Source organism: Candidatus Polarisedimenticolia bacterium (genome assembly GCA_036001465.1).
In the GTDB taxonomy this organism is placed as follows: Bacteria; Acidobacteriota; Polarisedimenticolia; order Gp22-AA2; family Gp22-AA2; genus Gp22-AA3.
Genome location: DASYUH010000086.1, coordinates 19,688 through 41,618, shown reverse-complemented (window position 1 = coordinate 41,618; position 21,931 = coordinate 19,688). Strand labels below are relative to the sequence as shown.

Sequence of the window (21,931 nt, the reverse complement as noted above, 5' to 3'; positions counted from 1 at the left end):
CTCAGGCGGCCTCCCGGGCGATCCAGTGATCGTACCAGCCGCTCAGGTTGTACAGCGTCCACAGGTGCCAGCTGTGGTCGCGCGCCCCGCTCCGATGCGCCTGGAACAGGCGCTCGACATGGTCGTAATCGAGGAGGTTCTCGCTTCGCAGGCGCGAGTTCATGACCCCGGAGAAGGCGGGGGCGTACAGGTCGCCGCGCAGCCACTCCTTGATCGGCGCCCCGAATCCCTGCTTGGGACGATGGATGATTTCGTCGGGAAGGATCCCGGCCATCGCCTTTTTCAGAATGTACTTGGACTGGCCCTGCCGGATCTTGAGATCCGTGGGCACGCGCATGGTGAACTCGACGAGCGCATGATCCAGGAAGGGCACGCGCGCCTCGATCGACGACGCCATGGTGATCTTGTCCACGCGCATGAGCAGGAGCTCCGCCAGCCGGTTCTTGAGCTCCAGGTAGATCATCCTCTTTCCGAAGTCGCTGTCCTTGATGCGGCTGCGCGCCGTCCGGTCGATCCCGAGGACGACGTCGTGCGAGCTCAACCCGTCGATCCGGCGGAGCACCTCGTCGGACAGCAGGCGCCTCTTTTCGGCCTCGCGCCAGGCGATCGCGCCGCCCCAGAAGAAGGTCTCGTCGAGCGCCACGGAGCGCAGGAGATCGAGCCGCTCGCCTCCCCGGCGCAGGAGGAATGCGAGGCCGCGCGCCGCATGGTAGGTCAGGGCGCGCAGCACCCGCGGCAGCCCCATCAGGGGCTTCACGAAGCGCGCCTGGTTCCTGTACATGCGCAGGTAGTGATCGTAGCCGAAGAACTGCTCGTCGCTGCCCTCCCCGACCTGGACGACGATCGTGCCGCTCCGCCTCGCAAGGCGCGCCACGTAGTGCAGGGGCACGCACACCCAGTCGGCGATCGGCTCGTCCTGGTGGAACACCAGCTCGGGCATGAAGTCGAGAAGGTCGCGCCAGCCGATCTCCACCTCGTGATGGTCGGTCTTGAACAGCTGGGCCACCTTGCGGGCGTAGGTGAACTCGTTGTGCTCCGGGTGGTCTCTGAAGCCCACGGAAAAGGTGCGCACGGGCCGGTCCATGATGCGCGCCATGAGCGCCACGTTGGCGGAGGAGTCGAGCCCGCCCGAGAGGAACACGCCGAACGGCACGTCCGCCATCATCCGCTTTTCGATCGATTGCGTCAGCAGGTCGCGGACGCGGGCGACGCAGAAGTCCTCGTCCTCGTACCGCGCCCCCTCCTCGGGCGGGGCGTCCATCGGATCCCACCAGGTCTCCGAACGGATGGTCCCCCGGCTGTCGATGATCACGCGGGTCGAGGGCGGCATCTTGTGGACCCCCTGGAACAGGGTCCGCGGGGCGGGCGAGGCGATGAACGTCAGGTAGTGATAGAAGGCGGCCAGGTCGATCCGCCGCGACATCCTCGGGTGCTCCAGGATGGCCTTGATCTCCGAGGCGAACAGGACGGTCCCCGGCAGGACCGCGTAGTACAGCGGCTTGACGCCGATCCGGTCGCGCGCCAGGAGGAGCTCCTTGCGGCGGTCGTCCCAGATGGCGAGGGCGAACATCCCCTCCAGCTTGCGGACGAAATCGGGGCCCTCCTCCTCGTACAGGTGCAGGAGCGTTTCGGTGTCGGTGCGCGATCGATACACGTGCCCCCTGGCCTCGAGGCCGGGGCGCAGCCGCGCGTGGTTGTAGATCTCGCCGTTGAAGGTGATCCAGATCGTCCCGTCCTCGTTCGTCATCGGCTGGCGGCCGGCGGGAGACAGATCGATGATGGACAGCCGCCGGTGTCCCAGCCCCACCCGGCGGTCGGGGGACAGGTAGATCCCCGCGTCGTCCGGGCCGCGGTGCGTCATGGTGTCGCGCATCCGGATGAGGGTCTTTTCTTCGACCGCTCGCTCCCCTGGTCCGAACTCAATGACACCGCAGATGCCGCACACCGCGTGACCCCGTCATCTCTCACACAATGAAGGACTTGCGAAGAGGCAATATAGTTCCCGGGCGGGGGCTTGTCCACATTTTGACGCCGGGCATCGATCACCTCCCGGATGGCGTCGGAGGAGCCCGATCCGGGACTCGAAAGTCTCCCGGGGACCGTGGGTCCGGGTCCCCGACTGACCCGCTCAGGCGCACCTCCAGCCGCTCCCTTTCGGATCGCGAATCGGCGAGGATTTCACGGGCGTAACCGCTGTCCTGGACCTGGGCCGGCAGGCTCGAGACCGTCGTTCCGGCTGCGGCCAGGGAGGCCCGCGCTTCGTCACGCCGGCCCATGTCCAGAAGAATGGACGCCTCCAGGATGCGGGCGCGCACGAACCCCGGCTCGAGACCCAGCGCCTCGCGAATAATCAGAAGAGCCTGATCGCGTTTCCCCAGTTCGACGAGGTGCGCAGCCAGTTCGATCCGGGGGCGGGGGTCGAGGGGGGCCAGGCGGGTGGCCCGGTCGTAAAGCTCGACGGCGCGCGCGCCGGCGGCGGGGTCCGCGTACAGCCGGGGGACCAGACGGGCCTCGAGGCGCGCGCGCAGAAGGGGGAAGCGGTAGTCGATCGGCTTGAGCCGTTCCGCATCGAGGAGCTCGCTCTGGGCCCCCGCCAGGGAATCGGGCGAGAGCGGCTCGGAGTTCAGGAGGGCCATGGCGAGGTCGTGGTGGTACTCCGGCTGGAACGGCACCAGGGCGGCGGCGCGCTGCATGTGGCGCAAGCCTTCGCGGCCGAGTACGTGGGCGATCCGCGCCTCCCGGTCCGCCAGGAACGGCAGGAGAACCGCCAGCAGGAACAGGTAGGCGAGGCCGGCGGCGATCAGAAGACGGGCGGGACGCGCCGGACTCCAGGACAGCACGGCGGGGGATCGGCGCAGGACACCCAGGGCCGTGCCGGCGAGCAAGGCCGGAAGGATCGTCAGGGCCGGGCGCTCCTGCAGGTCCTCCACGGTGGCGTGGACGAGGAGCGCCAGGATCGCGAGGCCGACGCCGCTCAGGCTGCCGTCGAGATCGATGGCGGCCGCTCTCCCTTTTCTCCTCAGCAGGGCGAGAAGACTGGCCACGGCGGCCGCCGCGAAGCACGCCGCCCCGGGCGCCCCGGCTTCGGCGACGAGAGTCAGGTAGGCGTTGTGCGCCCCGTGAAAGGTGCGGCCGTAGCGCACCGGGCCGTCATCGATCGGGAAATTGTAGGCCGGTGACACATGCGGGAAATTCGCCGGCCCGTACCCGAGAAGCGGGCGATCCCGGACCATCTGCCACGCCGCCTTCCAGATCTCGACCCGCCGATAGCGGTAGGGATCCTCCGCGCGCGCGAACCGCTGGTGCAGGACCAGGCTCATGGTCAGGCCGAGAAGCCCGATCATCAGGAAGGCGATCGCGCGCAGCCGAGGCCTCATGCGCCGGCGCTCGCGGATGGCGAACACCACGAGCCCGGCGAGAAGGGCCAGGAACGCTCCCCGCGACTCCAGAAGGCCGATCGACAGGAGATGGAGCGCCGCGGACGCGGCCCACAGGAATCGCGCGCGGGGCCGCATGACCGGCGCCGCCGCCGCGGTGGCGCTCAGGAAGAAGCCCAGGTTCAGGAAGGCGGCCAGGTGGCTCGGGTTCAGGAACGACGCGCCCGCCGCCATCGCCCCGCCGCCGGGATACCTGGCCAGAACCAGGAGCGCCTGCGCCGCGGAGGAGACGGCCACCAGCGCGCGGAGTCGACTGAGGTCCGCCTCGGCGGTGGCGGCGAGAGCCGCGACGGCAAGCAACAGGCAGGGCATGAGGAAGTCGCATGCCCCAAGGCCCGCAGCGTACGGGTACGCGGCGGCCAGGGCCGAGGCGCCGGCCGCGGCCAGGGCGGCGCCCATCGCAAGAGCCACCGGAACGAGGGGATCGGTGAAATCGGGACGACCGATTCGGATCGATCGCATCCAGGCCGGGGACGCCACCGCCACGTACAGAAGCACGAGGCTGTGCAGAAGGAAGAGCGCCGCCGGGTCGCGTCCCCCCTCGCGGAACGGAGCCAGAAGGACGATTCCCGCGCCGACGGCAAGAAGCGAAAACCTCATCATCGGTTTCGAGCCTCGAACGGACGCAGGCCCGCGCGGTAAAGCTCCTTGAGCGGGTAGAGGCGATGCGCCGCCAGCAGCTCGCGATAGGCATCGGCAGGGCGTTCCGCGGCCGCGTGGTAGAGCGACAGGGTGTAGTGCCGGATGGCCGATTCCGGGTCGAGCCTCGCGGCCAGGAGCGCGGCGCGCTCCCCTTCGGCCCCAAGCGCCATGTCTCGCATGCCGTGCGCCAGGACCCACTCCGAGATGAATGCCGGGGGGGACGGATCGGACGGACGGCGGGCCGCCGCGAGGCGCGCCAGCGCCAGGGCCGTCCCCGGTTCCCCGTCCGAGGCCGCCTCCTGCGCTCGCTTCAGCAGATTCCGGGACAGGGCGCCCGCGACGGCGTGGGCCGGCAGCGCCAGGGCCAGGACGAGCGCCAGGGCGGCCGGAGCTCGTCGTGACGTTCGCTCTCGGTCCCCCTGGGTCGCCAGGCCGGCCCCGAGAAGTACGCTCGCCGGCAGCGCCACGCCCGGCAGGAAGGCGGTGAAATCGATCAGGTTGTGCACCAGGAACGCCGCCCCGGCGGCGAGCACCGGCAGGTCTCCTCCGCCGGCGCGCCAGGCAGAGCGCAGCCGCGACCCCACGGCCGCGGCGAACAGGATCAGAGGCACGATCGCCCACGCTCCCCAGCCGGCCACGGCTTGAAGATACGAATCGTGCGCGTAGCGCGTCTCGTTCATCCCGGGCTCGATGTACCGGGGGTAGAAGGTGCCGAACGATCCCGGCCCGGTGCCGAACAGCGGATGATCGCGGATCATCAGCACGGCGGCGCGCCAGTTGCCCGCCCGCAGGAGGAATGGATCGGAGCCGGGCGAGCCGATCTCCCCGCGGCGCGCATACAGGAAGAAGGCCGCGCCGGCGATCGCCAGCGCCAGCACGCCCGCGCGCAGCCGGGCCGGGCGCCCCGGAGCGATGAACGGGAGCGCCAGGACGATCGAGACCGTGGTCGCCAGGAGCGCCCCGACCGATCGGGTCAGAAAGAGCGCGTATCCCTGGAGCAGCGCCGCCAGGAGGATGCCGGCCCGTGCGACGGTCCCGGGCGCGCGCCTCATCAGGGCGAGGGTCAGGGGGAGACTCATCGCGAGGAACCCGCCCAGGGCGGCGGGGAGCGTGAAGGGCCCGGACGGGCGGCCCGCCTCGAGACGCGCCAGGACCAGGGCCGATCCCTCTCCTCCTCCGGCGCGCAGGGCGCCCGCCTCGATCGGGTAGATCACGTGGTGCTGCATGACCGCGCGAAGGGCGGCGACGCAGGCGAGAGTCACCAGCAGGCCGACGAAGGCGTCACGAGCCCGGGGCTCCGTCGCCATCCTGCGGCCGATCAGGGCGGCCAGGATGAGCGCCGTGGCATCGCTCGCTTCATCCAGCGCGCGCGCGCGGCAGGCCGCGGTCGCGATCGCCACGATGGCGAACGGCAGGAGGCCCCAGGTCCAGGCCGGGAGAAACGCCGGCCGATCCCCGCCCTCCAGGGCGAGGAGGCCGATCGCTGCGGCCAGGAGCGCCTTGCACGCGGCGCCCGCGATCGGGTCGATCTCGGGGGGGAGGAGCACGGCCAGCGCCAGGACGGCGCAGCCGAGCGCCGCAACGAGGAGCGGGACGCGGGCGGGCCGGATCGGATCAGGCGGCACCGGTCACTCCCCGCGCCTTCGGGCGGCGGCTCGAGGCGGCCCGGGACGCGCGCAAAAAAATGCGGGCGGCCCGTGGAGGCGCCGCCCGCCTGATTCTCGGTGCCCGGACCTTTAGGTCTGGGTACCCTGCGGCCACTGGAAGAACTGGCCGTTGGCGAACAGAATGTCGCAGACGAAGTCGCCGGTCTGGCCGCCCGTCTGCACACCCTGCGTGCCGTCCTTCGCCGGGCTCGTGATCGTGTACTGCGCGCCGGTCGCGGTCGAGTCGACGTCCCACGCGTTGTTCCAGCCGTCGGTCGACGGCACCGTCTTGATGTAGATCGGGGACACGTGCGTGCTGAGGGCCGCCGCCGCGATGCTGGCCATGCCCTTCGGGTAGAAGTTGTTGTCTACCGCGTAGGACTCGATCGACGTACCGAGCGACCGCATATCGGCCATCGTCCTCTTCTGCTTGCCCCGGTCGATGGCATTCAGCAGGTTCGGTATCGCGATGGCCGCGATGATCCCGATGATTGCCACAACGATCAGGAGCTCGATCAGTGTGAAGCCTTTCTCCTTGCGCATTCGAGTTGCCTCCTTTCGGCACCCTACCTAGAGCAAGCCGGATGCCACGCGGAGGCGCGGCCGGGATGGCCATTGCAAGTAACTGGATCACGTGAGGTTGCTCCGCCGGTTTCGAACTCGAAACGCCGTATCGCAGGGCCCGGCCGGCCGATATTAACAAGATTCGTCAGGTGGACAGACGCCCGCTGACACTGTCTGTCACCTCCCCGGAAGCGGGGCGATGGCGTCGTTCTTCGTCGTCTCCAGGACTCCCTGGAACTTCGCGAGCAGGAACCGGGCGCGGACCGAGCCCGGCTCCTCGCGGAGCTTCCGCTCCAGATCCTTCACGATCGGGCCCGGATCGACGCGGCGGGCCAGGACACCTGCCAGGACGTACAGCCAGTCCTCGGGCTGGACCGCCCGGTACTCCAGGCGGGCGATCACGCCGTCGTTCGCAGGCGTACGGCGCGCGAAGATCATCGCGTCATCGTCCCAGTAGACCAGCGCCCAATCCTGCCGGGGGAAATGGTTTGCGGAGAAGGCGCGCTCGAGCACTCGGTCGGGGCGCCCGTTCGCTCCCGGGATCATGACCCGTTCGAGTGCCGGGGAATAGCGCACCAAGGCGGCGTCGATGCCGTGCCCCTCCAGGAAGGCCTGCCAGGCCCGCGAGTCGTTGAGCGAGGCGAAGACCTCCCGCAGGAGCCGCGGATAGACCTCATTCCGTCCGTCGATGAACACGGGATGTTCCGGGAAGCGTCTCCAGATGAGATAGCCGCCGAAGCGGACGTCGTTGTACAGGCGCCGGCCGAGCCCCTCCCGATCGAGAAAATCGACCGCCCGGGACGGCTCGTTGTCCGGAGCGACCCCGAGCCCCCACGCGGTCTGCGGCGGCAGGACGGTGAGGAGCGGGACGGCTGTCAGAAAAACCAGGACGGCCAGGATGAAGCGGGGCCGGATGCCGGGCAACGGCGGAGCCTCGCCGGACGACCGGGCCGCCGGCCGCAGGGACGCCAGCCAGCGTGCCGGCGCGCTCGCTGCGAGCCGATCCGAGACGGCGCGGGCCGGGCGCGCGAGGCCGAACGGGAGAAGGACGAAGAACAGCCCGATGTTTCGCAGGTGCGCGGCCGCCAGCAATCCCGAGAGCGCGAGCGCCGGCGCGGCAATCGGATCGAGGCGCCGCCCCGCGGCCAGCAGGACGATCACCGTCAGGGCGGCGGCTCCGTAGAACAGCGGGAAGTCGGCGACTCGTGGCCGGGCCCACTCCAGGTTGGGGGACGGCAGCGACGCGAGAAGGCGCGACAGGTGCACGGGGACTTCGTAGATCCGGAAGCCGTACGGGTTGGCCGCGGCGCACAGCGCAGCGGCGGCCGCGGTCAGCGCCAGCCGCGGCGCGAAGCGACCGCGCGGCTCCCTTCGCTCCGCCCCCGCGGCCCGGAGCTCGAGGCGTTCCCACAGGAAGGTCACAGCGCTTCCGGCCGCGAGCACCAGGGGCGCCAGGATCACCCCGGGGTGGAGGTTCGACCAGAGGACGACGACTGCCGGCACGAACCACAGGAGCCGATTTGGGCCGGGGTCCCGCGCGCGGATCGCCAGCCAGACGATGAGCGGCAGCGCCAGAAGACTCACCAGCTCGGGCCGCACGTCGAAGCGAAAGGAGGCGCCCAGAAGAGCGGTTGACGTCAGGATGGCCGTGCCGGCCGCCAGGTGCCCCTCGCGGCGAGCGTGGTGCGCCATGAGGAGGGCGAGGCCCAGGACGAGGAGAGCCTTGATCGCGACGAGCGCGGCGGGTCCCAGCTCCCGGTGCCCGAGATAGGACGCGACCTGGAACAGCCATTCGTGGTCGACCCACGGCTCCCCGCGCGCGGTGAAGGAAAACGGATCGGCGCGCGGGACGTGTCCCGTCTCGAGGATGAGGGCGCCTGTCTTCAGATGCCACCAGTAGTCATAGTTGCGGATCGGGCTCCACGCGGAGGCGAGCGCCACGAGCGCCAGGAGGAGGACGAGGAGGATCCGGTCGCCGCGCGTGCCGGGGTCCGTCACAGTCTCCTCGCCGCGGCGGTGATTCCGAGGAGCGCCGTCACGAGGAGGGCCGCGAGGCTGAGTCCCAGGCCTGCCCTGACCTCCGCCGGTCGATATACCATCTCCAGCTCGTGCCGTCCCGCGGCGACCGCCACCGCCCGGAACAGCCCGTCGGCCCGCAGGATCGGAACGGTCCGTCCGTCCAGGATCGCCTGCCACCCGGGCGCGAAGGCGTCCGCGACCACCACGAAACCGGGTTCCAGGGCGGACACGGTGAGCACCAGGCGCTCCGGCGACTCCAAGGCGACCGACGCAGCGCCGGGGCCGCCCGGACGGGGCGTCTCCTCCCCGATCGCCGCCTCGAGCCCCTCGATGAGGACTTCACGGTTCGGATCATAGCCGGTGTCGGACAGGACGTCCGCCAGCGATCGGCCGGGCGGCAGCGGCCGCGCCCGTCCGACCCACCGCACGCGCGGCACCACACCGGGCACCCGGTAGACGCGCAGGGGGGGCCGGCTGAATCCTTCCAGGATCGGCCCGTCCAGGAGTCCCCCGTCCTCGGGGGGGGCGAACGACAGGAGGAGCCCCACCCGACAGGCGGCGAGCGCCCGGACCCGCGCCGCGGACGGGAGCCGGGCCAGGGCCCGGCCGAGGTCGGCGCTGTCTTTCAGGTCCATCCGGTCGGTCGCGGCATCCAGGGCCGTCGGCACGTGCTCGGGATGCCCCGTGTACAGCGCGTAGGCGAAGCGGTCGAACCGATAGCCCCAGATCAGCTCGTCGGTTTTTGCCCAGACGCTCAGGTCGGGCGGCCGCGCGGCATGGTGCAGCCGCGGCGCCGACGCCTCGTGGCCGACGACCACAGCCAGCGGCGAGGGGGCGGACAGCCAGCCGGGGGCCGCGCTGGACAGCGCGGGGGCCGCGGCGAGGATCATCGAGCCCCCCGAGACGAGAACCACCACCCACCCGATGCCCCGTGCCAGGAAGGGCCGGTGGCGCCCCAGCAGGGAGACGGCGATGGCCGCCAGGAAGGCCGTCTCCGCGAAGGCCCACAGGGCCGATCGAAGCAGGCCACCGCGGACCACGGGCGCCGCCTCGGAGGCGAGAAAGAACGCCGGGACCTGCGCGACGGCCGCGAGCATCCGGTCGGCGAGAGGGGGCGTGGCGACCGCGGCCGTCAGGGCGAAGGCCCCCGTCGCCGCGGCCACCGCCGCGAGGGCGGCGCGCCTCGACGGAGGGCCGGACCGCAACCGGTCGAGGCCGTATCCGGCAAGAAGCGCCAGCGCCAGGAGGGCCACGAGCACGAATCGCTCCGGATAGCGTACCTGCCGGAGAGGGCCAACGGCATGAAACAGACCCCGGTACAGGGCGCTGTGGGCTCCGAGGGCGAGCAGGAGCGCCGACGCGGCCGCCGCCGCGAGTCCCCGGCGGCGCGCGCCGTCACCGCCCCGGTGCAGGGCGCCGATCAGCGCGAGGACGGCGGGGATGGCGCCGACGTAGAGCGACAGCAGGAACGGATAGTGCCCCTCGAACAGGAACCCTCCCCACCAGGCGGCCGGCGACAGGCGCGTCGGATCGCCGAACAGCCGCGGCAGGACCGCCTCGAAGAGCCGCGCCGGAGCGAGCGACCACTTCATCCCCTCCGCCGCCCCGAACCCCGCCCCGCGTTCCGCCAGGGGCAGGAGGGCGCGGGCCGGGAGGATCTGGGCGGCGGCCAGGAAGACCGCCAGGATCAGGACGAGCGAGAGGGCGCCGAGCGCGGCGAGCGGAGCGGCGGTCCGCCCGGCCGCGGCCCTCGAGGTCGTCCCGAGAACGGCGCCGACGAGAGCCAGCGCCAGGAGCGAGGCCGGCTCCGCCGCCACCAGGACGACCGCGGCGCACAGGGCGGCCGGCGCAAGGAGCCAGCGACGGCCCGGCTGCAGACCCCGCAGGAAGGCCCAGAGCGCCAGCGGCACCCAGGCGGCCGCGGACAGGAGGTTCTGCATGCTGGCGAGAGACGCCGCGGGACCCGACAGGGACAGGACGCCCGCGGCCAGCGCAGAGGCTTCACGCCCCAGGCCCACGGCCCGGCCCAGCAGGTACCCTCCCGCAGCCAGCAGGACGAACTGCAGGACGATCGACAGGGTGAAGGCGACGTGGAACGGCAGGATGAAGAACAGCAGGGTGATGGGATGGAAGACGAGCGCGTTCGGATTCGCGAGGAGCGGCGTGCCTCCGCCATGATACGGATCCCACAGCGGGAGCGAGCCGGCGCCGAGGCGCTCGGTCACGTACGCGCGCAGCGGCGCGTGGTTCTGGGAGATGTCGCGCAGGTAGAAGAGGCGTCCTCCCAGGGCGCCGTGAAACGCCAGCAGCAGGAGGAGCGCGAGGAGGGTCCACGGAAGCACCGCCTGCAGGCGCGCCCCGGCCCGGTCGTTCCCCGCATGGTTCGCCGGCACGCGTCGCCTCGCAGAGGTTCTGGAATCAGCCCACGTCGGCCCGGGACTCCTTGCGCCCGTCCAGGAGGCGGTACTTCTTGGCGAAATAGCGGAACGAGCGGAAGCTCATCCCGAGAATCTCCGCCGCCTTCGTCTGGACGCCCTGGGCACGGCGGAGCGCCTCGTCCATGTAGTGCTCGCGCAGCCGCTCGAGCTGGCGCTCGAGGTCGATGCCGCCGTCACCGAGCGCCAGCGGGAATTCCTGGGGGGGCCGGCCGCCGCTCTTCACGTCGCGCGACAGGCTCTCCACGGTGATGGCGTCGGAGGTCTCCAGCGCCACGGCCCTTTCGAGGACGTTCTCCAGCTCGCGGACGTTCCCCGGCCAGTCGTGCGCGGTCAGCCGGCTCATCGCGTCCTCGTTGATGCGCGTGATCTTCTTGCCCATGATCCGGCTGTACTTGATCAGGAAGTGCAGCGCCAGCTTGGGAATGTCCTCCGGCTTCTCCCGGAGCGCCGGCATCCGGATCTGGATGACGTTGATGCGGTAGTACAGATCCTCGCGGAAGCGCTTCTGCTTGACCATCTGCTCGAGGTCCTGGTTGGTCGCCGCGAGGACGCGCACGTTGACCTCGATCTCGTCCGTGCCGCCGACCCGCCGGATGCGGCGCTCCTGGAGAACGCGCAGGAGCTTGATCTGCATCGCCGGGGTCGTGTCGCCGATCTCGTCCAGGAAGATGGTGCCGCCGTCGGCGACTTCGAACAGCCCCTTCTTGGCCGCCACCGCCCCGGTGAACGATCCGCGCGTGTGGCCGAAGAGCTCGCTCTCGAGGAGCTCGTCCGGCAGCGCCCCGCAGTTGATCGAGACGAAGGGACGGTCCCGGCAGGGGCTTCCCGCGTGGATGGCGCGGGCCACCAGCTCCTTCCCCGTTCCCGACTCGCCCGAGACCAGGACGGTGCTGTTGGTCGGGGCGATCTTGGCGATGAGATCGAAGACCTCGCGCATCCGGGCGCCGTCCCCCACCATCTCGTCGAAGCGCAGCTTTTCCTTCAGCTCCCGCTTCAGCGCCCGGTTCTCGTGCTCCAGCCGGCGCTTCTCCAGGGCGTTGCGCACGACGGCCTTCATTTCCTCGACGTCGAACGGCTTGACGATGTAGTCGTAGGCCCCGAGCTTCAGGGCCTCGATGGCGCTCTCGGTCGAGGCATAGGCGGTGATCAGGATCACGGGCGTGTCCGGGTTCGCGGCCTTGGTCTGCTTCAGGACCTCGAGCCCCGACTTGCCCGGCATGGAGATGTCGCTGATGATCAGGTCGAATTCCCCCTTGCCGATCTGCTCCGCCGCCCTGTCCGCGGACTCGGACTGGGCCACGGCGTACCCCTCCTTCTTCAGGAGAATCGAGAGGAAGTCGCGCATCCCCTTCTCGTCGTCGACGATCAGGACGCGGTCCACTGTCTCTCCTCCGGGGCGGCGACCGCCGATGCGGCGCGCGGCATGTGCAGCACGACCTCGGCCCCCGCCCCCTTGCGGCTCTTCACCCGGATCTTCCCGCCGTGCTCCTCGATGATGCGGTAGACGATCGCCAGGCCCAGGCCGGTGCCGCTCGGGAACGAGCCGTGGAACGGCTGGAAGTTGCTGGCGACATCGTCCTCCGACATGCCGATCCCGGTGTCGGCGAAGCTGACCGTCACCTGGCCGTCCCCCAGATCGAGGGCGCTCACCGTCAGGACCCCGCCCTCGGGCATGGCGCGGAGCGCGTTCTTGGCCAGGTTCCAGAACACCTGCTTCATGCGGTTCACGTCGAAGGCGAGGTGGATGGACGGGGGACGGAACCGGGTCTCCACCCTGTGGTGCGGCCTCATCTCCTCGCTGTTCTCCAGGAGGCTCAGCGTCTCACGCAGCACGCCCACCAGGTCGGCGGTCTCGGCGTGGAAGCGTCCCGGCTTGGCGAACAGCAGGAAGTCCCGGATGATCTGGTCCAGTCGCTTGGATTCCTTGATCACGATGTCCATCAGCTCTCCGGTCTCGCCCTGCGGCTTCAGATCGCGCTTCAGGACCTGCACCGAGCCGCTGATCGAGGCGAGGGGATTCCGGAGCTCGTGCGCCACGCCCGCCGCCATCTCTCCGAGCGCCGCCATGCGCTTCTTCAGCGCCACCTCATCCTCCAGCGCGCGGATCTCGGTGAGGTCCTGGAAGATGAAGATCAATCCGAGAGGAACGCCGGTCCCCTCCCGCAGCGTCGAGACGGTGAATCCCAGGAACAGCCGGCGGCTGCGCGTGTCGTCGTAGTCGAGCTCCACGCGGAATCGCCGCTTCTGCTCCAGGGCTATGCGCACCCGCTGCAGGAACTCGGGTGGCTGGCCCAGGACCTGCAGAATGTTGCGACGGACAAGGTCCGCGGCCCCCCGTCCGGTGATCTCCGCCGCGCCGCGGTTGGCGAAGGTGATCGTTCCCTCCCAGTCGGTCGTCAGGAGCCCGGAGTTCATGCTTTCGATGATGTGGTCGTTGTAATCGCGCAGCTGCGCCAGGTCTTCCCGTCGCATCTCCAGCTCGTGGCCGGTGCGGCGCAGGTTCTCCGTCAGGTACGACGCCAGGTAGGCCACGGCGAAGAACGAGACCAGGTGCGACACCAGGGAATACAGGAGGCGCACCATGGCCTCCTCGCCGTCTCCGGCGTCCGTCGGGAGCCGCCGGAGCCAGCCGTGCTGGATGAGGAGGACCATCGAGGCGTACATCAGCCACGAGCACGCCGCCACCAGGAACCCGCCCCGACGGACCAGGAGCAGGCTGCCGATGATGATCGTCAGGAGGTACAGGAAGGAGAACGGGCTCCCCGCCCCGCCGGTCAGGTAGACGAACCCCGACACGACCCACAGGTCCCCGATCAGCTGGACGTACACCTGGGGCCGCACCGCGCGCAGCGTGCGCGACAGGACGGCGTAGGCGATCGTCATCGCATAGGTGACGACCGCCAGCAGGTAGAACGGCTGCAGCGACAGGAGCGGCCGGTACAGCAGCTCGATGACGAAGGTCGAGGCCATCAGGGTCGTGATGATCACGACCCGGAAGGTCATGAGCCAGTCGAGCTGCCTGCGAAGCTCCCGCTGCTGCAGTTCCATCCATGCGCCTAGGAGATCTTGCCGAGCAGGCTGAACATCGGCATGTACATGGAGATGACGATGCCGCCGATCATGATCCCGAGGAACAGGATCATCACCGGCTCGAGGAGCGCCATCAGGTTTTCGACGGCCTCATCCACCTCGTCCTCGTAGAAGTCGGCGATCTTCGAAAGCATGGCGTCGAGGGCGCCGGTCTGCTCTCCGACGCTGATCATCTGGACGACCATCGACGGGAAGACGCCGGTCTCCTCCAGCGGCCCCGAGATCGTCTTCCCCTCCTCGATGCTCTTGCGGGTCGCCATGATGGCGTCCTCGACGATGGAGTTGCCCGAGGTGCGGGCGGTGATCTCGAGTCCTTCGAGAATCGGCACGCCGGACTGGATCAGGGTGCCGAGGGTGCGGCAGAACCGCGCCACGGCGATCTTGCGCATGAGCTCGCCGAGCACCGGCATCTTGAGGATGAAGGCGTCGATCTGGCGGCGCCCCTTGTAAGTCTTGTAGTAGCGGTTCAGGAAGTAGCCCGCGGCGCCCAGCGCCAGGACGATGATCGGCATGTAGCGGCCGAGGAAGTTGCTGACGGCGATCGTGATCCGCGTCGGGAGGGGCAGCGTGGCGCCCAGCCCCTGGAACAGCATGGCGAAGGTCGGGATGACCTTCCACAGGATGATCACCACGACGCCGACGGCGATCGTGATGACCGCCACCGGGTAGATCATCGCCGAGCGCACCGCGGCCTTCAGCTTGACCGCCTTCTCGATGTAGGCCGCCAATCGCTGCAAAATCGTATCGAGAATACCGCCCGACTCGCCGGCCGCGATCATGTTGCAGAACAGGTCATTGAAGGTCTTCGGGTGCTTGCGCAGCGAGTCGGACAGGGTCGAGCCGGACTCCACGTCCTGGCGCACCTGGAACAGGACCTTCTGGAACGTGCGGTTCTTCTGCTGCGAGCCGAGGATCTCGAGGCATTGCACCAGCGGCAGGCCGGCGTCGATCATGACCGAGAACTGGCGGACGAAGATGGCGATCTCCTTCTGGCTGACTCCGCCGCCGAACTTGGGGACGGCGATCTCCTTCCCCTTCTCGGTGACCGCCGACACCATGACCTGCTGGCGGCGCAGCAGGGCGATGACCGCCTCCTTGTTCTCGGCGGCGACGGTCCCCTCCTGCATCTTCCCCATCCGGTTCTTGCCCTTCCAGGTGTAGTTCGGCATCGGGTCTCCCTTCCGGCTCGCTCGCGTCCTTACTTGCGCGTGGCGGCGCGCGCGGCCGCCTGGCTCACCGCGGTCGGCTGGCTGATGAGCCCCGCTCCGCGATTGATCATTTCCTGCAGTTCGTCCGGGTTGCTGCTGTGCGACAGCGCCGTCGTCAGGCTGATCTGTTTCTTGAAGTAGAGGCTGGCCAGGGACTGGTTGAAGGTCTGCATCCCGAACTGGGCCTGCCCCGTCTGCATCATCGAGTAGATCTGGTGAATCTTGTCCTCGCGGATCAGGTTCCGGATGGCCGAGTTGGGCACCAGGATCTCCATCGCCAGGCAGCGCCCCTTGCCCGAGGCCTTGGGCAGGAGCGACTGGCACATGATCCCCTCGATCACGAACGACAGCTGGGCGCGGATCTGCGACTGCTGGTGCGCCGGGAACACGTCGATGATGCGGTTGATCGTCTGCGCGGCCGAGTTCGTGTGCAGGGTGCCGAACGTCAGGTGCCCCGTTTCCGCGATGCGCAGCGCGGCCTCGATCGTCTCGAGGTCGCGCATTTCGCCGATGAGCACCACGTCCGGGTCCTGCCGCAGGACCGACTTCAAGGCGTTGCTGAAGGAGTGGGTGTCCGCGAACAGCTCGCGCTGGTTGACGATGCAGCTCTTGTGGCCGTGCAGGTACTCGACCGGGTCCTCGATGGTGACGATGTGCCCCTTGTCCTCGTTGTTGATCTTGTCGATCATCGCCGCCAGCGTCGTCGACTTGCCCGAGCCGGTCGGCCCGGTCACCAGGATGAGGCCGCGCGGCTTGTCGCACAGCCCGGACACCACCTCCGGCAGCCCCAGGTCCTGGAAGTTCTTCACCTCCCAGGGGATCGTCCGGAAGGCGGCCGCGACCGCTCCGCGCTGGCTGAAGATGTTGGCGCGGAACCGCGCCAAGCCCCGCACGCCGAACGAGAAGTCCAGCTCCAGGTTCTCCTCGAACCGGTGCTTCTGGTTGTCGGTGAGCACGCTGTACGCCAGCGCCTTGGTTTCGGGGGCCGTGAGCGGCGGGAGCTGCAGGGGCACCAGCTTGCCGTCCACGCGGATTTGAGGAGGCGAGTTGGTCGTGACGTGCAGGTCGGTGCCTCCCTGCTCGACCAGCGTTTTCAGCAATTGGTGCAGCGTCACCGCCATGGTCATCCCTCCCCGGGATCTCTTAGAGAACCGTCTCGCGCACGACCTCTTCCACGGTCGTGAGCGCCGCCTGGATCTTGCGCAGCCCCGAGCCGCGGAGCGTGATCATCCCTTCTTCAATGGCCTTGTTCTTCAGCTCGACGGACGAGGCGCCCGTCAGAATCATTTCGCGGATCGAATCGGAAATCTCCATCACCTCGTACAGGCCCACGCGGCCCTTGTAGCCGGTGCTGTTGCACGTGCCGCACCCCTTCCCCTTGTAGAGCTTCACCTTGGGGGCGACCTCGGGCGCGTACCCGATGTCCATGAGCGCCTGGGGCGGCATGCCGACCTCCTCCTTGCAGTCCTTGCACAGCCGTCGGACCAGGCGCTGCGCGCAGATGAGATGCACCGAGGTGGCCACCAGGTACGGCTCGATCCCCATGTTCATGAGCCGGTTGATGGTGGAGGGTGCGTCGTTGGTGTGCAGGGTCGACAGCACGAGGTGCCCCGTCAGGGCGGCCTTCACGGCGATTTCCGCCGTTTCGAAGTCGCGGATCTCTCCGACCAGGATGATGTTGGGGTCCTGGCGGAGGAAGGAACGCAGCGCCGCGGCGAAATTGAGCCCGATCTGCTCCTTCATCTGCACCTGGTTGATGCCGTGCAGGTTGAACTCGACCGGGTCCTCCGCCGTGATGATGTTCGTCTCGGGGGTGTTCACCTTGCTGATGGAGGAATAGAGGGTGTTGGTCTTGCCCGATCCAGTCGGGCCGGTGACCAGCACCATGCCGTACGGTTTGAAGATGGCCTTTTCGAACTTGTTGAGCGATTCCTGCTCGAACCCCAGCCGGGTCATGTCCAGCATGAGGTTTTCCTTGTCCAGGAGCCGCAGGACGATCTTTTCCCCGAACAGCGTCGGGAGGACCGAGACGCGGTAGTCCATCTCCCGGTTCTTTCCCTGCAGCTTCATCTTGATCTTGATGCGGCCGTCCTGCGGCAGTCGCTTCTCGGAGATGTCGAGTTTCGCCATGATCTTCAACCGGGACGTGATGGCGTCGCGCAGTTTCATCGGGGGCTGCATGATCTCGTAGAGCACGCCGTCGATGCGGAAGCGCACGCGGAAGTCCTTCTCGTACGGCTCGATGTGGATGTCGGAGGCGCCGCGCTTGATGGAGTCGGTCAGGATCAGGTTCACCAGCCGGACGACCGGGGCCTCCTCCGTCGCCGCCTCCAGCTTTTGGAGGTCGACCTCCTGCTCGTCATCGAGCAGCTCCAGGTTCTGGTCGGCGGTTTCCTCGTGGGCCAGGTCGTCCATCACCTTCTTGAGCTCGAGGGCGTGGATCGAGCCGTAGTAGCGGTCGATCCCCTCCTTGATGGCGACTTCGGACGCGACGACCGGCTCGACGTTGTAGCCGGTCATGAACTTGATGTCGTCCATGGCGAACACGTTCGTCGGGTCCACCATGGCGATGGTGAGCGTCGCTCCGGTCCGGCTGACCGGCATGATCAGGTATTTCTGCGCGACCTCGCTCGGGATCAGCTTCACGACCGAGTCGTCGACCTCGATTTTGGACAGATTGATTGCGGGGACCCCGTACTGCTGGGACAGGACGCGGGTGATGTCCTCTTCCTTGACGAGGCCGAGCTTGACCAGGTTCAGTCCGAGCTTGCCGCCGTTCGTCTTCTGGTACTCGAGCGCCTCCTGCAGCTTCTGCGGCGTCAGGAGCCCCGCCTTGATCAGCATCTCGCCCAGCTTGACGGCCATTCAGATCCCCATCGCGGCAGGTTGAACAGGCACTCGGACCAGCCTGAACACACACCTATTCAAGTACAGGTGACAAATTATGTACCTGAACAATTTATGTCAAGCCAATCATGGAAATATGACTACGAATATTTGACAATTCGTCAATACCAAGTTGAAACTCGGATTCGAATCAATCAAGCTGTGCGTTGACAATACTTTGCACAAGTCGATTGAATTTGCTGCAGGGGGCGTGTCGGGGCTGTTACATCAGACTCAACGCAGAGGGTCAGTCAGGCTCGTAGCGCAATTCCATCGAGGAGCGAGTTCCGAGGGCGCGCCGCAGCAGGGAGATGAGGGCCGGGTCCCCCCCATGTGCCTCGAGGGCCCCGATAGCGGCCGGGTTGATGCTGTAGGTGTACTCGTCGAGACTCTCCTCGACCAGCTCCTCGATCAGGAACTCGAGCTGCTCGTCGCTGATGGCGCCGAGATCGGCGTCCGTGTCGTTGTCGAACAGGTTGATCATCGTCCCTCTCCACGCGTGCCGGTCGCGGCGCCGCGCTCCGGCCCATCACCCCGGCCGCGTTTCTGCCGGAGCGTCAGGAAATACAGGCCCAGGCCTCCCGCCAGGGCGAGGGACACGGTGCCGCGGATCCAACCGCCCCCCGCTCCGGCCGCCCGCCAGCCGGCCAGCTCCCGCAGGCCATAGTAGACGAACAACGCGACGGCCGAGCCGATCAAGATGCGATGTGCCGTAAGAAGCGTCATGCTGTTTACGCCCCGACGAGGAGGCGATCCCCCAGCCAGCGAGGCAAGCCGGCGGCCAGGATCTTCTCGCGAGCCAGGGCCGCCGGATACTCGTCCCTGTGAAAGGTCACCTCACGCCGCGCCTCGTCGTAGATGCCGAAGCCGCATCGGGTGTCGCGATCCCGCGGCTGCCCCACCGAGCCCGGATTCACGAGATAGCGCCGTCCCGGCTCGAGTCCGATGACCGCGCCGCCACCCGCCGTTCGCCTCAGGGCGCGGAGCCCGTCCAGGACGAAGGCCCCCGGGTAATGGCTGTGCCCGAAGAAGCAGACCTCGAAGTCCAGGCGCTCGAAGCAGCGCTGGGCCTCGTCTTCCTCCAGGAGGTACCCGTCCTCGTCCAGAGGCGTGCCGTGGCACAGGTAACGCCCGGGCGCGAACTCCAGGGGGCCGCGCGGGAGCGCCTTCAGGAAGGCGAGGTTCGCGGGAGTCAGCGCCCGCCGGGTCCAGTGCGCCGCCTGGCGCGCCGCGTCGTTGAAATCCTCCCCGTCCTCGAGCCCGGCGGCCACCTTGTCGTGGTTGCCCCGGATCGCCACCAGCCCCGGCAGCGCGCGCAGCCGATCGATCACGGGATTCGGGTCGGCCCCGTATCCCACGATGTCTCCCAGGACCAGCGCGCGGTCGTATCCCAGCTCCAGGGCGTGGGCCATGGCCGCCTGCGTCGCCTCCAGGTTGCTGTGCAGATCGGACAGGATCAGGTAGCGCATCAGAGCATCCCGGCGATCCGCTCGGCGACTTCCTCGGCGGTCAGGCCGTCGGCGTCGACGTGCAGTCCGGCGGCGCGGTAGGTCGGGAGCCGCCTCCGGTAGAGCGCCTCCGCCTGGGACTCGTCCTGCAGGAGGGGGCGCTCATCTCCCGGGGGGCAGCGGGCGAGCGCCTGGTGGAGGGGCACCTGAACCCAGACGGCGCGACCCATGCGGTCGATCAGGAGCCGGCTCTCGTCGTTCGCATAGGTCCCGCCGCCGCAGGCCACCACCAGGCGGGTCCGTCCCCGCAGGGACGCCAGGACCCCCCGCTCGAGGCGGCGGAAGTAGGCCTCCCCCTCCTGGGCGAAGATGGCGGGGATGCCGCGTCCTTCGGCCTTCACGATGATCTCATCGAGATCCACGAAGTCCCATCCCAGGAGGCGCGCCAGGATCCTGCCGACGGTGGTCTTTCCGGCACCCATGAAACCCACCAGAAACACGGTGCCCGGATGCTCACCCATGGCCTGCCCGGACCGCCCGATCAGGAGGCGACGGCGGCTTCCTCCTTGCGCTCCAGGAGCCGGTCGAGGAAGCCCGTGTTCAGATTGCCGCGGATGAAGTCCTGGTCGTCCATGATGCGCCGGTGCAGCGGAATGTTCGTCCGGATGCCTTCCACCACCATGACCTCGAGCGAGCGGCGCATCCGGGAGATCGCTTCCATGCGATTGTTGCCGCGGGTGATCAGCTTGCCGATCATCGAGTCGTAGAAGGGGGAGATGGCGCACTCGGGATGCGCCGCCGTGTCGACCCGCACTCCGGGACCGCCGGGGAGGTGGAAGGTGGTGATCTTCCCGGGCGACGGGGCGAACGTTTCGGGATCTTCCGCGTTGATCCGGCATTCGATCGAGTGCCCGGTCGTCTGGATGTCCTCCTGCCGGAAGGAGAGCGATTCGCCCGCCGCGATCTTGATCTGCTCCTTGATCAGGTCGATGCCGGTCACCATTTCGGTGACCGGGTGCTCGACCTGGATGCGCGTGTTCATCTCGATGAAGTAGAAGCGTCCCTCCTCGTCGAGCAGGAATTCCACCGTGCCGGCGTTCTGGTAGCCGACCGTGCGCGCCACCTTGAGCGCCGCGTCCGACATGCGGCGGCGGAGCTTGGGGGTCAGGACCGTCGAGGGCGCCTCCTCGACGATTTTCTGGTGACGCCTCTGGATCGAGCATTCGCGCTCTCCCAGGGTCACGATGTTCCCGAACGAATCGCCCAGGATCTGAAACTCGATGTGGCGCGGCGACTTGAGGTATTTCTCCAGATACACATCGGGGACGCCGAAGGCCGCCTTGGCCTCGGTGCGCGCGGCGGACATCGCTGCGGCGAGCTCCTCGGGAGAGCCGACCAGCCGCATCCCCCTGCCTCCCCCGCCGGCGGCGGCCTTGACGATCACGGGGTAGCCGATCTTGGCGGCCAGCGGCAACGCCTCCTGCTCGTCCGCGATCGTCCCCCGGCTCCCCGGAATGATCGGCACGCCCGCCGCCGTCATGGTCTCGCGCGCCTTCGCCTTGTCTCCCATCAGCCGGATCACGTTGGGTCCCGGGCCGATGAACCGGATATGGCAGGCCTCGCACACCTCGGCGAAGTGGGCCGACTCGGCCAGGAAGCCGTACCCGGGATGGATGGCGTCCGCGTCGGTGATCTCCGCGGCCGCGATCACCGCGCCGATGTTGAGGTAGGAGTCGGCATTGCGCGGCGGTCCGATGCAGATGTCCTCGTCCGCGAACTTGACGTGCAGCGAGTCGGCGTCCGCGGTGGAGTAGACCGCCACCGTCTGGATGCCCAGCTCCCGGCAGGCCCAGATGATGCGAAGGGCGATCTCGCCGCGATTCGCGATCAGGATCTTCTTGAACATGGAGTGGCGCGGCGCCCGGTCATGCCGGGGCGCCCTTGCGAATCTTGAACAGCGGCTCTCCGTACTCGACGGGCTGGCCGTTCGCCACGAGCGCCTCGAGGATCTCGCCGTCGCAGTCCGACTCGATTTCGTTCATCAGCTTCATCGCCTCGATGATGCACAGGACCTGGCCCTTCTTCACCCGGTCCCCGATCTCGACGAACGATCGGGCGGTGGGCGACCCCGCCCGGTAGAACGTCCCGACGATGGGAGACTTCACCACGTGGAGGTCGGGGGCATCGACCACGGCCGGGCGCGGGACGGGCGCCTCGGCGGCCTGGGTCACCGCCGTGGCCGCGGCCACCTGCGCGGCCGGGGAGACCGACGGGGCCGCGCCGTTGGTGAGGGGCGACCGCTTCACCAGCTTGATCTTGAAACCCTCGCGCTCGAGCTCGAACTCGACGAAGCTGCTGGCCTCGATATACTCCATCAGCTCCCGGATTTCGCTGTCCAATGCTCCTCCGCCCATGCGGGATCTCCTCCGCCTCGGAAGCCGCGGCGGCCTCTGGGGCCCTGGGGGTCGCGACCCGATGCCTGCATCATATCTCAATGCCGCCAGGAACGCCGGGGGCCCGCCGGGACAGCGGCGGATTCCGGATGTGCCCGGC

General features: G+C 68.4%; 17 protein-coding genes. All 17 read right to left on the bottom strand.

Going from position 1 to position 21,931, the window contains the following annotated elements; all coding sequences use genetic code 11:
- Position 1: 1 nt before the first annotated feature.
- The 17 genes from asnB to accB all read right to left on the bottom strand — a co-directional run bounded on the left by asnB (position 2) and on the right by accB (position 21,792).
- Positions 2–1,945: an asparagine synthase (glutamine-hydrolyzing) gene (asnB, locus tag VGV60_15675; GenBank protein HEV8702714.1), complete on the bottom strand. Its 1,944-nt coding sequence runs from the start codon at positions 1,943–1,945 to the stop codon at positions 2–4.
- 97 nt (positions 1,946–2,042) lie between these two features.
- Entirely contained in the window at positions 2,043–4,040 is a 1,998-nt protein-coding gene (locus VGV60_15670; GenBank protein ID HEV8702713.1) for an O-antigen ligase family protein, read from the bottom strand.
- Positions 4,037–5,704, bottom strand: a complete 1,668-nt coding sequence (locus VGV60_15665) for an O-antigen ligase family protein (protein ID HEV8702712.1) — start codon at positions 5,702–5,704, stop codon at positions 4,037–4,039. Before VGV60_15665 ends, VGV60_15670 begins: the two co-directional genes overlap by 4 nt.
- 111 nt (positions 5,705–5,815) lie before the next feature.
- Positions 5,816–6,268: a prepilin-type N-terminal cleavage/methylation domain-containing protein gene (locus VGV60_15660; GenBank protein ID HEV8702711.1), complete on the bottom strand. Its 453-nt coding sequence runs from the start codon at positions 6,266–6,268 to the stop codon at positions 5,816–5,818.
- Positions 6,269–6,466: 198 nt separating this feature from the next.
- Complete coding sequence (locus VGV60_15655) at positions 6,467–8,287, bottom strand: hypothetical protein (GenBank protein HEV8702710.1); 1,821 nt, start codon at positions 8,285–8,287, stop codon at positions 6,467–6,469.
- Positions 8,284–10,701 carry a hypothetical protein gene (locus VGV60_15650; protein HEV8702709.1) on the bottom strand — a complete coding sequence of 806 codons (2,418 nt, stop codon included), beginning with the start codon at positions 10,699–10,701 and terminating at the stop codon, positions 8,284–8,286. Before VGV60_15650 ends, VGV60_15655 begins: the two co-directional genes overlap by 4 nt.
- A gap of 25 nt (positions 10,702–10,726) precedes the next feature.
- Entirely contained in the window at positions 10,727–12,127 is a 1,401-nt protein-coding gene (locus VGV60_15645; protein HEV8702708.1) for a sigma-54 dependent transcriptional regulator, read from the bottom strand.
- A complete protein-coding gene (locus tag VGV60_15640) occupies positions 12,112–13,794 on the bottom strand; it encodes an ATP-binding protein (GenBank protein HEV8702707.1) in 1,683 nt (560 codons plus the stop codon). The genes VGV60_15645 and VGV60_15640 overlap by 16 nt, the downstream gene beginning before the upstream one ends.
- 8 nt (positions 13,795–13,802) lie before the next feature.
- On the bottom strand, positions 13,803–15,005 hold the full coding sequence (locus VGV60_15635; protein ID HEV8702706.1) for a type II secretion system F family protein: 1,203 nt from the start codon (positions 15,003–15,005) through the stop codon (positions 13,803–13,805).
- 29 nt (positions 15,006–15,034) lie between these two features.
- Positions 15,035–16,165, bottom strand: a complete 1,131-nt coding sequence (locus VGV60_15630) for a type IV pilus twitching motility protein PilT (protein HEV8702705.1) — start codon at positions 16,163–16,165, stop codon at positions 15,035–15,037.
- Positions 16,166–16,187: 22 nt separating this feature from the next.
- Positions 16,188–17,909 carry a type IV-A pilus assembly ATPase PilB gene (pilB, locus tag VGV60_15625; GenBank protein HEV8702704.1) on the bottom strand — a complete coding sequence of 574 codons (1,722 nt, stop codon included), beginning with the start codon at positions 17,907–17,909 and terminating at the stop codon, positions 16,188–16,190.
- Between the two features lie 268 nt (positions 17,910–18,177).
- Positions 18,178–18,414, bottom strand: a complete 237-nt coding sequence (locus VGV60_15620) for a galactosyldiacylglycerol synthase (GenBank protein ID HEV8702703.1) — start codon at positions 18,412–18,414, stop codon at positions 18,178–18,180.
- A complete protein-coding gene (locus VGV60_15615; GenBank protein ID HEV8702702.1) occupies positions 18,411–18,656 on the bottom strand; it encodes a hypothetical protein in 246 nt (81 codons plus the stop codon). Before VGV60_15615 ends, VGV60_15620 begins: the two co-directional genes overlap by 4 nt.
- Before the next feature lie 5 nt (positions 18,657–18,661).
- Positions 18,662–19,399 (bottom strand): metallophosphoesterase family protein, encoded by a 738-nt coding sequence (locus tag VGV60_15610; GenBank protein HEV8702701.1) that lies wholly within the window; start codon positions 19,397–19,399, stop codon positions 18,662–18,664.
- Entirely contained in the window at positions 19,399–19,899 is a 501-nt protein-coding gene (locus VGV60_15605; protein ID HEV8702700.1) for a shikimate kinase, read from the bottom strand. Before VGV60_15605 ends, VGV60_15610 begins: the two co-directional genes overlap by 1 nt.
- A gap of 20 nt (positions 19,900–19,919) precedes the next feature.
- Complete coding sequence (accC, locus tag VGV60_15600; protein HEV8702699.1) at positions 19,920–21,284, bottom strand: acetyl-CoA carboxylase biotin carboxylase subunit; 1,365 nt, start codon at positions 21,282–21,284, stop codon at positions 19,920–19,922.
- A 19-nt stretch (positions 21,285–21,303) separates the two neighbouring features.
- The gene (accB, locus tag VGV60_15595; protein ID HEV8702698.1) at positions 21,304–21,792 is read right to left on the bottom strand and encodes an acetyl-CoA carboxylase biotin carboxyl carrier protein; all 489 of its coding nucleotides are present in this window, start codon (positions 21,790–21,792) and stop codon (positions 21,304–21,306) included.
- Between the last annotated feature and the right edge of the window lie 139 nt (positions 21,793–21,931).

What these genes read in the sequence shown, in the direction of transcription:
- VGV60_15670 (HEV8702713.1), bottom strand. Translation starts at nt 4,040, where the DNA reads ATGATGAGGTTTTCGCTTCTTGCCGTCGGCGCGGGAATCGTCCTTCTG.
- VGV60_15660 (HEV8702711.1), bottom strand. Translation starts at nt 6,268, where the DNA reads ATGCGCAAGGAGAAAGGCTTCACACTGATCGAGCTCCTGATCGTTGTG.
- VGV60_15640 (HEV8702707.1), bottom strand. Translation starts at nt 13,794, where the DNA reads ATGGAACTGCAGCAGCGGGAGCTTCGCAGGCAGCTCGACTGGCTCATG.
- VGV60_15635 (HEV8702706.1), bottom strand. Translation starts at nt 15,005, where the DNA reads ATGCCGAACTACACCTGGAAGGGCAAGAACCGGATGGGGAAGATGCAG.
- VGV60_15630 (HEV8702705.1), bottom strand. Translation starts at nt 16,165, where the DNA reads ATGGCGGTGACGCTGCACCAATTGCTGAAAACGCTGGTCGAGCAGGGA.
- pilB (HEV8702704.1), bottom strand. Translation starts at nt 17,909, where the DNA reads ATGGCCGTCAAGCTGGGCGAGATGCTGATCAAGGCGGGGCTCCTGACG.
- VGV60_15620 (HEV8702703.1), bottom strand. Translation starts at nt 18,414, where the DNA reads ATGATCAACCTGTTCGACAACGACACGGACGCCGATCTCGGCGCCATC.
- VGV60_15615 (HEV8702702.1), bottom strand. Translation starts at nt 18,656, where the DNA reads ATGACGCTTCTTACGGCACATCGCATCTTGATCGGCTCGGCCGTCGCG.
- VGV60_15610 (HEV8702701.1), bottom strand. Translation starts at nt 19,399, where the DNA reads ATGCGCTACCTGATCCTGTCCGATCTGCACAGCAACCTGGAGGCGACG.
- VGV60_15605 (HEV8702700.1), bottom strand. Translation starts at nt 19,899, where the DNA reads ATGGGTGAGCATCCGGGCACCGTGTTTCTGGTGGGTTTCATGGGTGCC.
- accC (HEV8702699.1), bottom strand. Translation starts at nt 21,284, where the DNA reads ATGTTCAAGAAGATCCTGATCGCGAATCGCGGCGAGATCGCCCTTCGC.
- accB (HEV8702698.1), bottom strand. Translation starts at nt 21,792, where the DNA reads ATGGGCGGAGGAGCATTGGACAGCGAAATCCGGGAGCTGATGGAGTAT.